General features: G+C 61.7%; 14 protein-coding genes. 6 read left to right on the top strand and 8 right to left on the bottom strand.

Going from position 1 to position 13664, the window contains the following annotated elements; genetic code table 11:
* Nucleotides 1-3 precede the first annotated feature (3 nt).
* From hutU to hutG, 3 genes are read left to right on the top strand one after another with little or no spacing between them, the layout of a single operon-like run.
* Nucleotides 4-1695, top strand: coding sequence for a urocanate hydratase (hutU, locus tag ACSQ1W_RS07505; protein WP_046934789.1), 1692 nt, complete (start codon nt 4-6; stop codon nt 1693-1695).
* Nucleotides 1692-3230 carry a histidine ammonia-lyase gene (hutH, locus tag ACSQ1W_RS07500; protein WP_202924162.1) on the top strand — a complete coding sequence of 513 codons (1539 nt, stop codon included), beginning with the start codon at nt 1692-1694 and terminating at the stop codon, nt 3228-3230. The genes hutU and hutH overlap by 4 nt, the downstream gene beginning before the upstream one ends.
* Nucleotides 3227-4192 (top strand): formimidoylglutamase, encoded by a 966-nt coding sequence (hutG, locus tag ACSQ1W_RS07495; protein ID WP_046934806.1) that lies wholly within the window; start codon nt 3227-3229, stop codon nt 4190-4192. Before hutH ends, hutG begins: the two co-directional genes overlap by 4 nt.
* A 2-nt stretch (nt 4193-4194) precedes the next feature.
* Here the strand turns inward: hutG and ACSQ1W_RS07490 are convergent, their stop codons facing one another.
* Nucleotides 4195-4593, bottom strand: a complete 399-nt coding sequence (locus tag ACSQ1W_RS07490) for a MerR family transcriptional regulator (protein ID WP_080955572.1) — start codon at nt 4591-4593, stop codon at nt 4195-4197.
* 47 nt (nt 4594-4640) lie between these two features.
* Here ACSQ1W_RS07490 and ACSQ1W_RS07485 point away from each other — a divergent pair, with 47 nt between their 5' ends.
* From ACSQ1W_RS07485 to ACSQ1W_RS07475, 3 genes are read left to right on the top strand one after another with little or no spacing between them, the layout of a single operon-like run.
* Nucleotides 4641-5003: a mercuric transporter MerT family protein gene (locus ACSQ1W_RS07485; protein ID WP_046934791.1), complete on the top strand. Its 363-nt coding sequence runs from the start codon at nt 4641-4643 to the stop codon at nt 5001-5003.
* A gap of 10 nt (nt 5004-5013) precedes the next feature.
* Nucleotides 5014-5307 carry a heavy-metal-associated domain-containing protein gene (locus ACSQ1W_RS07480; protein WP_046934792.1) on the top strand — a complete coding sequence of 98 codons (294 nt, stop codon included), beginning with the start codon at nt 5014-5016 and terminating at the stop codon, nt 5305-5307.
* A 1-nt stretch (nt 5308) separates the two neighbouring features.
* Nucleotides 5309-5521: a GDCCVxC domain-containing (seleno)protein gene (locus tag ACSQ1W_RS07475; RefSeq protein WP_080955569.1), complete on the top strand. Its 213-nt coding sequence runs from the start codon at nt 5309-5311 to the stop codon at nt 5519-5521.
* Between the two features lie 75 nt (nt 5522-5596).
* Here ACSQ1W_RS07475 and ACSQ1W_RS07470 read toward each other — a convergent pair whose 3' ends face one another.
* The 7 genes from ACSQ1W_RS07470 to ACSQ1W_RS07440 form a co-directional block, all read right to left on the bottom strand.
* Entirely contained in the window at nt 5597-6121 is a 525-nt protein-coding gene (locus tag ACSQ1W_RS07470) for a DUF305 domain-containing protein (protein ID WP_046934793.1), read from the bottom strand.
* Nucleotides 6122-6195: 74 nt separating this feature from the next.
* Nucleotides 6196-6510 carry a hypothetical protein gene (locus ACSQ1W_RS07465; RefSeq protein WP_046934794.1) on the bottom strand — a complete coding sequence of 105 codons (315 nt, stop codon included), beginning with the start codon at nt 6508-6510 and terminating at the stop codon, nt 6196-6198.
* Between the two features lie 28 nt (nt 6511-6538).
* Nucleotides 6539-8965 (bottom strand): heavy metal translocating P-type ATPase, encoded by a 2427-nt coding sequence (locus ACSQ1W_RS07460; protein WP_379605912.1) that lies wholly within the window; start codon nt 8963-8965, stop codon nt 6539-6541.
* A gap of 40 nt (nt 8966-9005) precedes the next feature.
* The gene (locus ACSQ1W_RS07455; RefSeq protein ID WP_080955570.1) at nt 9006-9548 is read right to left on the bottom strand and encodes a DUF411 domain-containing protein; all 543 of its coding nucleotides are present in this window, start codon (nt 9546-9548) and stop codon (nt 9006-9008) included.
* A 70-nt stretch (nt 9549-9618) separates the two neighbouring features.
* On the bottom strand, nt 9619-10467 hold the full coding sequence (locus tag ACSQ1W_RS07450) for a c-type cytochrome (RefSeq protein WP_228903386.1): 849 nt from the start codon (nt 10465-10467) through the stop codon (nt 9619-9621).
* Between the two features lie 12 nt (nt 10468-10479).
* The gene (locus ACSQ1W_RS07445) at nt 10480-11751 is read right to left on the bottom strand and encodes a copper resistance protein B (protein ID WP_046934796.1); all 1272 of its coding nucleotides are present in this window, start codon (nt 11749-11751) and stop codon (nt 10480-10482) included.
* Nucleotides 11748-13616: a copper resistance system multicopper oxidase gene (locus tag ACSQ1W_RS07440; RefSeq protein WP_046934797.1), complete on the bottom strand. Its 1869-nt coding sequence runs from the start codon at nt 13614-13616 to the stop codon at nt 11748-11750. The genes ACSQ1W_RS07445 and ACSQ1W_RS07440 overlap by 4 nt, the downstream gene beginning before the upstream one ends.
* Nucleotides 13617-13664 lie beyond the last annotated feature (48 nt).

Genomic DNA, 13664 nt, shown 5'->3' with positions numbered 1-13664 from the left:
TTGATGGATACCTTGGAACGCTCCGCTTCCCCTGCGCGCACCGTTCGCGCTCCGATCGGCACCCAGCTGCACTGCAAGAGCTGGCTGACTGAAGCGGCCTACCGCATGATCCAGAACAATCTGGACCCCGATGTTGCCGAGCGCCCGGAAGACCTGGTGGTCTACGGCGGCATCGGTCGTGCTGCGCGCGACTGGAGAAGCTTTGACCGTATCTTGGAAACGTTGCGATCGCTTGAGGATGATGAATCCTTGTTGGTGCAATCGGGAAAACCGGTAGGCGTGTTCCGCACGCATAAGGATGCACCGCGCGTACTGATCGCCAACTCCAACCTGGTGCCCCACTGGGCGACTTGGGAGCATTTCAACGAGCTCGATAAGAAGGGCTTGATGATGTACGGGCAGATGACCGCCGGCAGCTGGATCTACATCGGTAGCCAGGGCATCGTGCAGGGAACCTACGAGACGTTCGTTGAGCTGGGTCGCCAGCACTACGGTGGCAACTGGCAGAACAAGTGGATCCTCACCGCAGGCTTGGGCGGTATGGGCGGCGCGCAAGCATTGGCCGCAACGCTAGCCGGCGCCAGCAGCATCGTGATCGAGTGTCAGGAGTCGCGAATCGATTTTCGCATTCGCACACGCTATGTCGATCACAAGGCCACCTCCATCGAGCAGGCCCTGCAGATCATTGAAAGCAGTCCAGTCCCCGTGTCGGTGGGATTGCTGGGCAATGCGGCCGAATTACTCCCGCAGTTCGTCGCTCTTGCACGCAATGGCGGCGCCCGCCCCCATGCGGTGACCGATCAGACCTCGGCGCATGACCTGATCAACGGGTATCTGCCGTCGGGATGGACGGTGTCGCAGTGGGAGCAGGCCCGGGCGGGCAGCGACGGCCAACGCCGTGAATTGGCGCAGGCCGCGGCCGCCTCGTGCGCCACGCACGTACGCGCCATGCTTGATTTCCACGCGCTGGGCGTGCCGACGATCGACTACGGCAACAACATCCGGCAAGTGGCCCTGGATCAAGGCGTGGACAATGCCTTCGCCTTCCCTGGCTTCGTGCCCGCCTGTATCCGTCCGCTCTTCTGCCGGGGCATGGGGCCTTTCCGATGGGTGGCCCTCAGCGGCGACCCGGAAGATATCTACAAGACCGATGCCAAGGTCAAAGAGCTGTTTCCGGATAACACGCATCTTCACCAGTGGCTGGATCAGGCGCGGGAGCGCATCGCGTTCCAAGGCCTGCCTGCCCGCATTTGCTGGCTGGGTCTGGGCGAGCGACACAAAGCGGCTTTGGCATTCAATGAAATGGTGCGTAACGGCGAATTGAAGGCGCCCATCGTGATTGGGCGTGATCATCTGGATTGTGGCTCGGTCGCCAGCCCCAACCGCGAAACCGAAGGCATGCGTGATGGTTCCGATGCGGTATCGGATTGGCCGCTGCTCAATGCCCTGCTGGCCACCAGTGGCGGCGCCACGTGGGTAAGCCTGCATCACGGAGGCGGCGTGGGCATGGGGTTTTCGCAGCATTCGGGTGTAGTCATCGTCTGCGATGGCACTGAACAAGCCGACCGGCGGCTAGCGCGCGTGCTATGGAACGATCCGGCCACCGGGGTCATGCGCCATGCTGATGCCGGCTACGAGCAAGCATTGGCGTGCGCGCGTGAGCATGAGTTGATCTTGCCGGCCATCCTGGAGTGAGCATCATGCTGAACTTGACGCCTGGCCAAGTGACCTTGGCGCAGCTGCGGCAGATCGCCGAAGGTGCCGCCCCCATCGCACTGGACCCCGCCTGTTGGGATCAGGTGCGCGCCTCTTCCCAAGCCGTCCAGGCCATCGTGGTGGCCGGTGAGCCTGCCTATGGCATCAACACCGGCTTTGGCAAGCTGGCCAAGGTCCACATAGCGCGCGAGCAATTGGAGCAACTGCAGACCAACCTGGTGCGCTCCCATGCCGTTGGCATGGGCCCGCTGCTCGATGACGCCTGCGTACGACTGATCTTCGCCACCAAGATCGCGTCTCTGGCCCGAGGCTACTCGGGCGTACGCGAGCAGACGCTGGCTACGCTAGTGGCGATCTACAACGCACAGATCTGGCCCTGCATTCCTGCCCAAGGCTCAGTAGGCGCCTCCGGCGATCTGGCACCGTTGGCGCACCTGACGTTGGCAGCCATGGGCGAAGGCCACGTGCGGGTTGACGGACAGGTGCTGCCCGCCAGCCAGGCGCTGGAACACGCGGGCATCACCCCGATCCGGCTGGCGGCCAAGGAGGGGCTGGCCCTGCTCAACGGCACGCAGGTATCCACCGGCATTGCATTGATGGCGCTGTTCGCGGCAGAGCAGATCTACTCAGCTGCCGTGTTGAGCGGCGCGATGAGCGTCGATGCCGCCTGCGGCTCTGACTCGCCCTTCGATCCGCGCATCCATGCCGTGCGTGGCCAGCCGGGCCAGATTGTCGTGGCCAAGCACTACCTTCGCCTGCTGGCCGGTAGCGCGATCCGTGAGTCGCATCGTCAGAACGACACGCGTGTGCAGGATCCTTACAGTCTCAGGTGCCAGCCTCAGGTGATGGGGGCCATACGCGACGTGATGCAACATGTGGCACAAGTGTTGTGGACAGAGGCCAACGCGGTCTCTGATAACCCACTGGTCTTCACCGATACCAGCGAAGTGATCTCGGGTGGCAACTTCCACGCCGAGCCCGTGGCCTTTGCTGCGGATCAACTGACCATGGCAGTGTCGGAGATCGGTGCCTTAGCCGAGCGCCGGATTGCCTTGTTGATCGATTCGACTTTGTCAGGTCTGCCCGCATTCCTGGTGGCCAACCCGGGCGTCAATTCAGGTTTCATGATCGCCCACGTGACCGCCGCTGCACTGGCCAGCGAAAACAAAACCCTCTCCCATCCCGCCAGCGTGGATTCTTTGCCGACCTCGGCCAACCAGGAGGACCATGTCAGCATGGCGACCTTCGCCGCGCGCAAGTCTCGCGAGGTGGCCGATAACGTGCGTCGCATCGTGGCCATCGAAATGCTTGCCGCCTGCCAAGGCATCGAGTTCCGACGGCCGCTGCAGTCTTCGCAGGCTTTGGAAGCGGTGCACGCGCAGGTACGCGCCCTGGTACCCCGCTACGACGAGGACCGCTATCTGGCCCCCGAGATGCAGGCCATCGAGGCCTTCATCCAACGAGGGGGGCTGCAACCGTTCCTGGAGTGGCCATTGCAGGAGACGGGCAGGTGAATCCTGCATGGGCGGGGCGCGTGGATCTGCCGTTGTCGGCCGATACCCAGCGCTGGCATCAGGTGGTGGCGTCGGACCCGGATCTTGGCGCTCCTGGCATTGCCCTGCTGGGCTTTGCCAGCGATGAAGGCATTCGTCGCAATGCCGGACGGCCAGGTGCTGCACAAGGGCCCGATGCACTTCGCAGGACGTTGGCCAACCTGCCCGTGCTACAACCCTGCCCTCTTTACGACGCAGGCAATATCGTCTGCGAGGATCGTGCCCTGGAGCTGGCACAGGCCCACTACTCCCAGCGCGCCCAACAACTCTTGGATAGCGGGCATTGGGTCGTCGGCTTAGGCGGAGGTCACGAAATTGGCTATGCCAGCTATGCGGCCCTGTGCGGCCACCTCGGACCATCACCATCGCGAATCGGCATTTTCAACTTCGATGCTCATTTCGATTTACGCGAGCAGGGGTGTGCGAGTTCCGGCACGCCCTTCCTTCAAGCATTGGAGCACGCCCACAGGAGTGCCACGCCGCTCCAGTACCACTGCATTGGCGTCAGTCGCTCCAGCAATACACCGCGCTTGTTCGCTACGGCCGAACGTGAGGGCGCCCACTACATCACCGATGACGCCCTAAACGCGTGGAATTGGCACGCACAAGCGGAAGTGGTGAATCGCTGGTGTGATGCGGTGGACGTAATCTACCTGACCCTGTGCCTGGATGTATTGCCGCAAGCCACTGCTCCGGGTGTGAGCGCGCCTAATCCAAGAGGCGTGAGCCTAGAGGTCGTGGAAGCATTGATGGACTTGATCCTGGCTTCAGGAAAGGTGCGGTTGATGGATGTGGCTGAGCTGTGTCCGCCCTTGGACTTAGATCAAGCTACTGCGCGCATAGCCGCTCGCCTAATCCACCGCGCCTGTAGCGCGGTACGACCGGCGCTCAACAGGAGCGGGCAGCTGAACTCTATGGCTTGAGGCTACCGACTTGTCCTTGCCAACCGATCTAGCGCGGGGCAAGCATCACCCGCGGAGGCTTGGCATTCGTCTACCAATTGTTTCAGCCCGGTCTCCAACAAACGCAAATCTTCAATGCGCTGGCGGACTTCGCTCAACTTCTGTTCCGTCAGCAATCGGGTTTGCTCACACGCGCCCCTGCCCTCGATCTGCAACAAACTAGCTATCTCATCAAGACGGAACCCGGCCGCCTGAGCTCGTCGGATAAATCTAAGCCGGCTAACATCAGCCTCACCATAGCGCCGTACACCGCGTTGTGGACGTTCGGGCTCAGGAAGCAAGCCCCGCCGCTGGTAATAGCGAATCGTCTCGATATGTACATCCGCGGCCTTTGCCAGCCGACCGATGGTCATGGCACTCATGATCACTGCTTGACTCCGTACCATGGTACGGAGAATAACATACTGCCATGAGTCAGCATCGTCCTCCCAAGTCCTTTTTGCCACCTCTTTGGGGCGCGGCGGTTGCCGCTGTTGGCGCGTCAATATGCTGCGTGGTGCCGCTGGTGCTGGTCTTAATGGGAATCAGCGGAGCATGGATCGCTAACCTCACGGCCTTTGACGTCTGGCGCCCTTGGTTGAGCGCGCTCACCATACTTTGCTTGGCTTGGGCGTTTTGGACCCAGTATCGCTCAGGCGCGCAGCGGTGCAGCAATGACGGTGGCTGCACGGATACCCCATCACTAAGGCGCCGCCGTCGTTGGCTCTGGATGGCCGCCAGCGGGATCGTGCTGTTGCTACTCTTTCCCTATTACATTAGCTGGTTCTTGTAAGGAGCACTTTATGCGCGCAATGCTTCTTGGTCTGATCATGACGATCTGGATGTCGGCGGCTTGGGCCATCACACCTCAACGGGTCATGTTGCATGTGGAGAACATGACGTGTCCGGCATGCAGCATTACCATCGAGAAGGCCTTGGACAAGGTGCCTGGGGTAACGTCCACTCAGGTAGACACACGGGCTGGAACAGTGACCGTTATTTTTGATGCGAAAATCGTGGATTCAGCGAGAATAGCAAAGGCGATCACTGACGCCGGTTTTCCAGCGACCATCAAGACAGGATCGGAAAGTGGCTGACATGCAACTGGCCAGCACCTTGACTTGCCCTGTATGCGGTCATCGGGCAACAGAGACCATGTCCACAGACTCATGTCAGTTCTTCTATGAATGCGTGAACTGCAATAAGTTGATTCAGCCCAAAACAGGCGATTGCTGCGTTTTCTGTTCTTACGGCACGGTGCCGTGCCCGCCTATTCAACGGCACAGCTCCTGCTGTTCTGGCGCAGCCTAGCTAACCCCTCCTGGGCGGGGACACCGTTTTACCTAGTCTTTGAGCGGCGCAAGTAGGCAGCAGACGTCACCGCGATCAATTGGCGAGAAGTTGCTTCATCTGGGCGATCTCTTGCTTCTGCGAGGTGATGATGTCCAGGCAGAGTCTGGTCAGCTCGGGATCCTTCAGGCGGTTTTCTTCGCACATCAGGATGGCGCCGGCATGATGGGGAATCATAGAGCGGATGAACTGCCGATCAGTCACCGCGGCCTGCGTACGGATTCCCCACCAACAGAACAGCATGAACGCCACGGTCACGCTGGCCAGGATCAGGTTACGCCGACGATCGGGGTACATGCTGGACATGAGCCAAAGCTCGATCAACAGCATCGGCGCAGCCATTAGCCCTGCCATGTAGAGCTGGTTGACGTTGTGATAGACGTTGGCCCACTGATCGACCATGGCATACATCAGGGCGTACATAGCCAGGAACGACAGGGCCATCATCAGCAGCAGGCGACCGTAGTGCCCCTGATGCGTCTGACCGGGACTTCCTTGCGAGGCGTGTTGCCCTAGATGCTGCGTGTGCGTGCTTTCGTGCTTACCGTGCGAAGAAGACATGTCGATCTCCGTGGGAATAGCAGAACATCGCCGAATCCCGGGGGCCAAGGACCCAGCCCCCGGGGAGATAGCAGTTACATACCCTTGCCGGCAGCGAATTCCTGCGGGCTCAGCTTGCCGTCCTTGTTGCTATCGAGCATGCCAAAGTGGGGTGCCAGCTTGTGCTTGGCCAGCTCTTCCTTGGACAACGAGCCGTCCTTGTTGGCATCGAGCTTAGTGAAGTCGGCATCGGCCGCGGCCGGCTTGTGCTGACCATGCTCCTGCTTCTTATGATCCATCGGCTTGTGCTGGCCGTGGTCGGTGGTGGGCGTGGTGGTCTGGCCACCGGCGAAGGCCGCGCCGGCCATCAGGAACAGGGCCATCATCGAGAGGGAGGCATAACGCTTCATTGCAGTACTCCTTGTGGGATATGAGCCATCAGTGACAGGAATGGCCGCGCGCAGGCTCATCGGCGCGGTCAGGGTGAGAGGTGGCAACAACGGTGGAGCCGGACAAACGCAAGGCATTGGTGACCACCGAAACCGAGCTCAGGCTCATGGCCAGGGCCGCCATCATCGGACTGAGCAAAAGGCCGAAGCTGGGGTACAGCAGGCCGGCGGCGATGGGCACGCCGATGGCGTTGTAGACGAAGGCGAAGCCCAGGTTCTGCTTCATGTTGGCCACTGTCGAAGACGAGATGGCACGGGCTTGCACGATGCGCCTCAAATCACCCTTGACCAGGGTGAGCTGGGCGCTGGACATGGCCACATCCGTGCCCGTCCCCATCGCGATGCCCACATCGGCTGCCGCCAGGGCCGGCGCATCGTTGATGCCATCGCCGGCCATGGCCACACGACGCCCTTGGGCTTTGAGTTGCTGGACCAGTTCGGCCTTGTCCTGAGGTTTGACGCCGCCACGCACATCGTCGATGCCCAGCGTGCGCCCCACGGCCTCGGCCGTGGCCTGTGCGTCACCGGAGGCCATCACCACGTGCAGGCCATCGGCACGTAGCAGGTTCAAGGCAGGCAAGGTCGTGGCTTTGATGGGATCAGCCACCGCAATGGCGCCGGCCAACCGCCCATTGACCGCCAGGAACATCACGCTGGCGCCTTCTTTGCGAAGACGCTCGGCGCTGCTCTGCAAGGGGGCTACATCGGCGCCAACCGATGCCATCAGGCTTTGGTTGCCGAGCACGACATCCTGATCGGCCACGCGCCCGCGAACGCCTTGGCCGGTGAGCGAATCAAAATCCTGGGCGGCCACCAGGTTCAAGCCACGTCGTTGGGCTTCAGCCACGATGGCCTCGGCCAGGGGGTGCTCACTGCCCTGCTCCAGGCTGCCGGCCAAACGAAGGATCTGATCGGCGTCGAAACCGGCGTAGGAGAGCGTGTCGCGAAAGGCTGGACGTCCCTCGGTCAACGTACCGGTCTTGTCCACGATCAAGGTGTCGATCAGACGTAGCTGTTCGATCGCCTGAGCGTCGCGGAACAGGACTCCGACCTGCGCAGCGCGGCCGGTGGCGACCATGATCGACATGGGGGTAGCCAAACCCAGGGCACACGGGCACGCAATGATCAGAACCGATACGGCATTGAGGACGGCAAAGGTCCATGACGGTTCGGGTCCAAACAGGCCCCATCCGAAGAAGGTAAGCACCGCCGTGGCCAGCACGGCCAGAACGAACCAGTACGCCACCTTGTCCGCCATACGCTGCATCGGCGCGCGAGAGCGCTGGGCCTGGGCCACCAACTGCACAATCTGCGACAGTACCGTCCCGGATCCGACTTTGTCCGCCCGGATGACCAGGGCGCCCGTCCCGTTGAGCGTGGCGCCTATGACGTGGTCACCGACAGTCTTCTCCACCGGAATGGGTTCACCGGTCAGCATCGACTCATCGACACTGGTGCGACCTTCGATGACTTCCCCATCGACCGGCACCTTCTCGCCCGGTCGTACGCGAAGCAGATCACCCACATGCACGTGATCCAGCGCAACGTCCTCTTCGCCCCCATCGGGCTTGACGCGGCGTGCCGTCTTGGGCGCCAACCCCAGCAGCGACTTGATGGCTGCCGAGGTTTTGGAGCGCGCCCGCAGTTCCAGCAGCTGGCCGAGCAGCGTGAGCGAGACGATGACCGCCGCTGCTTCGAAGTAGACCCCCACCCGTCCATGCTCGCGGAAAGAGTCCGGAAACAGGCCCGGCGTCACGGTGGCCACCACGCTGTAGCCAAACGCGGCGGCCACGCCGATGCCGATCAGCGTCCACATGTTGGGGCTGCGATTGCCGATGGACTGTAGGCAGCGCACAAAGAAAGGCCACCCCGCCCAGAGCACCACCGGGGCGCTCAGCACGAGCTCAATCCAGGTGCGCGCCTGCGTGGACAAGCCGGGCAGACGATGTCCCAGCATGGCCAAGACCAGGACGATCAACGTCAAAGGCAACGTCCACCAGAAGCGTCGGGTGAAATCGCGTAACTCCGGATTGTCGTCCTCCTCCAGCGACGGCATCTCCGGCTCCAGTGCCATGCCGCAGATCGGACAGGTGCCGGGACCTGGCTGACGAATCTGCGGATGCATCGGACAGGTATAGACCGTGGCATGGGTATCGCGGGGGGGAGCCACCGCTGCTGGGGCGGTCATTTCAACTTGCTGGGCAGCACCGTCCGTATAACGGTCGGGATTAGTGATGAACCGCTCTCGGCATCTGGCTGAGCAGAAGTGATACTTCGTTCCGCCATGCAGAGCGTGGTACGGCGTTCTAGCCGCGGAGACCTGCATACCGCATACCGGATCACGCACCGAGTCTGGACCATCGCTGGCACCCTGCGGCATCGCCTTGCCGGCTTCATCGTGGGAATGAGGGGACATGGATCACTCTGGGCTGGAAGAAGGGATCGCGAGCAAACTGTCAGCTGCGTTGACCGTGCAGGACGTAAGGCTGCGTGGTGCCATCGGGCAGTACAAATTCCACCGTATAGGGTTGAACACGTCCGTCGGGCATCTCCATGCCAGGAGAACCGGCAGGCATCCCCGGTAGCACTAATCCACGGCCTACCGGGCGCTCACGCAACAGGCGCAGGATGTCTTGCACCGGCACATGACCTTCGACGATGTAGCCATCGATCTCGGCGGTATGGCACGAGCCGCGTCCATAAGGAACGCCCAAGCGCGCCTTGATCGGGTTCAGGTCTTCGCTGTTGTGCACCTCAACCGTAAAACCTGCTTTCTCCAGATGCTCCACCCACAGTTGGCAGCAACCGCAGGTCGCACTCTTATGTACTTTGACCAACGGCAACGGACGCTGCGGTTGAGTGACCTGCTGCGCAGCCGCCGATGTCGGAGATTGGGCGTCCGATGCCGCCTCTGAATTGACAGCCGATTCGGGGCGCGCGCATGCGGTCAGCGACAAGGCCGTGGCCAGCAGAAAGAGACAGCTGCGTGAAGTGTTCATCATGCTTCCTTAAGAGATGCCCGAGCGCCGAGGCGCTCGGGCGTGGAGCCGGGGCAGCTCCATGAAGGGATCAATGCTGGTGATCGTGGCCGTCATCGGCCTTGGGAGCTGGCTCGGCTGGTTTGGCTGGCATGGAGCCGTGCTGATCGTGCTCGCCCTCGGACTTGGCCTGCGCAGGTTGCTTTGCCGGCTCGGCCGCATGCACGTGCGTCTTGCCGTCGGCATGCACATGCGTGGTGCCTTCCTTAGGCTTGCTCATGTCCATGCCCATGCCACCTGCTTCATGCCCCTGGCCATGGCCATGGCCATCACCCATCTCTTCGCTATCACCGCCGCCATGGTGATCTGCACCCGCTTCCTCGCCATGCGAGTGCCCGCCGGTCTCACCGCCACCGTGTGAATGGCCATCACTGCTGGCTACCAACGCCTGGTAGCCGGCCTTGTCCAGCTTGGGCAGCTTCTGCAGGAAGGCCGACATGTTCCAGATGAACTCGTCGTCCATGCTGCCGCCCCACGCAGGCATGCCGCTGGCCTTGATGCCGTGCTTGATCACCCAGAACGCCTCAGCTGGACCCACCGGGTGCTTGCTTAGGTTTGGTGGCGCGGGGTACAGACCCTTGCTCATCTCGGTGGCCGCCGCATCTGGCGAAAGATGACAGGTCACACACATAGCGTTGTAGTTGCCCGCACCCTGGCGGATACGCTCAGGATCATCCAGGTTCGTGGGTACCTGAAGCTTGGCGGCGCGCACCTCAATGGAACGCTCACGCGCCGTTTCAAGTAGCGCATACACCGGGCGACTATGCGGATCATCAGCGGCCACGTTGTACACGCCCAGAGAGACCGCGGCGGTTGCGACCACCGCAACCAATGCCACGCCGGCGCCGAGCCATACCCACATCTTCTTGTTGGATTTCATTGTCAGTTCCCCTTAGAACCAGGTACGAAGGCCGATGACCAAGCGCGTGTCTTCAAAAGACTCGCCATGCTCGCGTCGCATGTCTGCGGTATTGCCAAACGCACGCTCGTACACCACGCCGATGTAGGGAGCGAACTTTCGGGTGAACTCATAACGAAGTCGCAGGCCCGCCTCAGCGGTACTCAGACCCGAACCTATTCCGCGCAATGGATCGTTCTTGCCATACGCCGTGACCTCCACCAGCGGCTGCAGGATCAGCCGATTGGTCAGCAGCAGTTCGTACTCGGCCTCGACATTGGCAGCAGTCTGGCCGCCTTCGCCGAGATAGGCTGTGGCGGATACTTCGAACTTCATCGGTGCCAAGCCCTGTACGCCGATAGCGGCGAAGTTCTGCGAAGCCCCCGGCTTGAAGTCATGGCGCACACCGGCTACCACATCCCACCACGTGGAGATACTGCGGCCGTAGAGCACTTCCAGATCAGCCGACTCGGTCTGACCATCTGTGCGTTCGCCTTCACTGCGGAACCAGACGCGATTGAGGTCCGTACCGATCCAACCCTGACCCTCCCAACCCAGCCCGGTGCCCGGATCGGCATCCCAGGCTTCCAGGCGATTGAGCAGTACGTAGCTCTTGATCGAATTGTCATGCACCGGATGCGCGTGTGCGGGCGCGATGGCCGCCTGACGATCAGCCTCGGTCACCGCAGGAATCGGGGTGCGCGGCTGCGTTGGTGCGACAGGCCCATGTCCCATCTGACTGTGGTCCATGCCCTCCATCGATTGCATGCCAGCTTCTGGCGTAGCGGATGCGGGCGAACCGTGGCCCATCTGCGAATGGTCCATCCCCTGCATCGCAGGCGTGGACGTGCTGGAGGCGTCGGACGCAGCGGGCTGTGCCATCTGACTGTGATCCATGCCCTGCATCGGCTGCGTCTGCGCTTTGGGCGCTGCAGGTGTACTCGCGGGCGAGCTGTGCCCCATCTGCGAGTGGTCCATGCCCTGCATGGCAGGCTCGGCTGCTTGAGCCGGCGGCGCGGCATGGCCCATCGCCGCATGATCGATAGTCGCTTCGCTGGTCTTGGCCGGTGTTGTAGGTTTGGGGGCTGGCGCAGGCTTTGATGTCGGCGCCTGATGTGCAGAGTGATCCTGAGCCTGGGTCTGCGCGCCCTGCTCCATCGGCATGGAGCCGTGCTGCATGGATTGGGCGCTGGCCGCATTGGCCAGGGCCAGCGAGATAGCCAGGGTCAGCGCAGTCAGGGTGGTATTGCGTCTATTGATGTTCATTCGTCGACCCTCACCGTGCGCATCATTCCGGCTTCCATGTGATAGAGCAGGTGGCAATGGAACGCCCAGCTGCCCAACGCATCGGCACGCACGCGATACGTACGTCGGCTGCCTGGCGGCATGTCCACCGTGTGCTTGCGCACCATGAAGTTGCCGCTATCGTCTTCCACATCGCTCCACATGCCGTGCAAATGGATCGGGTGGGTCATCATCGTGTCGTTGACCAATACGATGCGCATGCGCTCGCCGTAGTTCAGCCGTAGCGGCTCGACATCGGAAAACTTCTGACCATTGAAACCCCAGGAGAATTTCTCCATGTGTCCGGTCAGATGCAGCTCGATCTCGCGACCGGGGTCGCGTCCGTCAGGGTCTTCAAAGGTGCTCTTGAGCATGGAATACGTCAGTACATGACGGCCGTTATCGCGCAGGCCATTGCCCGGATCGTCCAAGCGCGAAGTCACGCTCATGGCTTGGTTGTCCAACAGGGGATTGTTGGTCTCGCTGGCAGGGTGTGATTGCATGCCCCCATGCTGCATGCCGGCCATGGCACCATCGCCGGCGGCGGGCATCGCGTGACCCGCATGGGCCGAGGCCTCATTGCCGCTGGCAGGTGGGGTCATGCCGGGCATGCCCATGGCTGCACCACAGCCGCCTTCCATGCCCTTGCTGCCGCCAGACATATCCATCGATCCATGATCCATGCCCATGTCTGCCATCGTCAGCAGCGGCCGGGGATCCACAGACGGAAGAGGCGCGCGTAGTCCTTCGCGCACGGCGAGCGTGCCGCTGACGTAGCCGGTGCGACCGGAGTCCTGGGCAAAGATGGTGAATGCGTCCTGCCCGGAGGGCTCCACGATCACATCGAAGGTTTCTGCTACTGCAATGCGGAACTCGTCGACCGAAACCGGATGGACGTACAAGCCATCCGCCGCGACCACGGTCATCTTCAACCCCGGAATACGCACATCGAAGTACGTCATGGCAGAGCCATTGATGAAACGCAGACGCACCTTCTCGCCACTGCGGAACAACCCGGTCCAGTTGCCCAGAGAGGTCGTGCCGTTCATCAGGTAGGTGTAGGTGTTGGCGTTGACGTCGGACAGATCCGTGGGCGTCATTCGCATCACGCCCCACATCTTGCGATCTTCCAACGTGGCCGACAGACCATTGCGCTTCACATCGCGCGCGAAATCGCCGACCGTGCGCTTGTAGTAGTTGTCATGGCCCGGCATCTTCTTCAAACGATCGAACAGGGCCGTCGGGTCCAGGTCTGTCCAATCGCTCAGCATCACGACGTAGTCGCGATCGAAGCTGAAAGGCTCTGGCTCCAGTGGATCGATCACGATCGGTCCATAAAGCCCAGCTTGTTCCTGGAAACCTGAGTGGCTGTGGTACCAGTAGGTTCCGCCCTGATGCAGGGTGAACCTATAGTGGTAGGTCTCACCACGTCCGATGCCGTCAAAGCTCAGGCCCGGCACGCCGTCCATGTTGGCCGGCAGAATGATGCCGTGCCAATGGATGGAAGTATCCGTGCCATGGAGGGAGTTGGCCGGCAATGCATTGGAGACACGCAGGTTGACCGTGGTGCCTTCCCGCCACCGCAGCAACGGCGCCGGAACGGACCCGTTGACCGTGATCGCGGTGCGGGTCTTGCCGGTGAAGTTCATCGGCGTCTCGCCGATGGTCAGGTCAAACTCGGTGCCCGACAATACGTTGGCTTGTCCGGGGCCCTTGAGCGCCCAACTGGCTTTGGGCCAGAACCCCAATCCTGCGACTGCGCCTCCCAAGGCCAAGCCTTGGACAAATCGCCGCCGCGAAGGCAGCAGCGGTCCACCATGTGGACCACGAAAATCATCATGCGACATGTAAATGCTCCAAGCGTCGTGTTGCCACCGGCAGGCGGTGGTACAGAG

Origin of the sequence: Pseudoxanthomonas sp. LjRoot143 (assembly GCF_964252945.1) — a bacterium.
Taxonomy (GTDB): Bacteria; Pseudomonadota; Gammaproteobacteria; order Xanthomonadales; family Xanthomonadaceae; genus Pseudoxanthomonas_A.
This window is presented reverse-complemented; position numbering and strand designations above follow the sequence as displayed.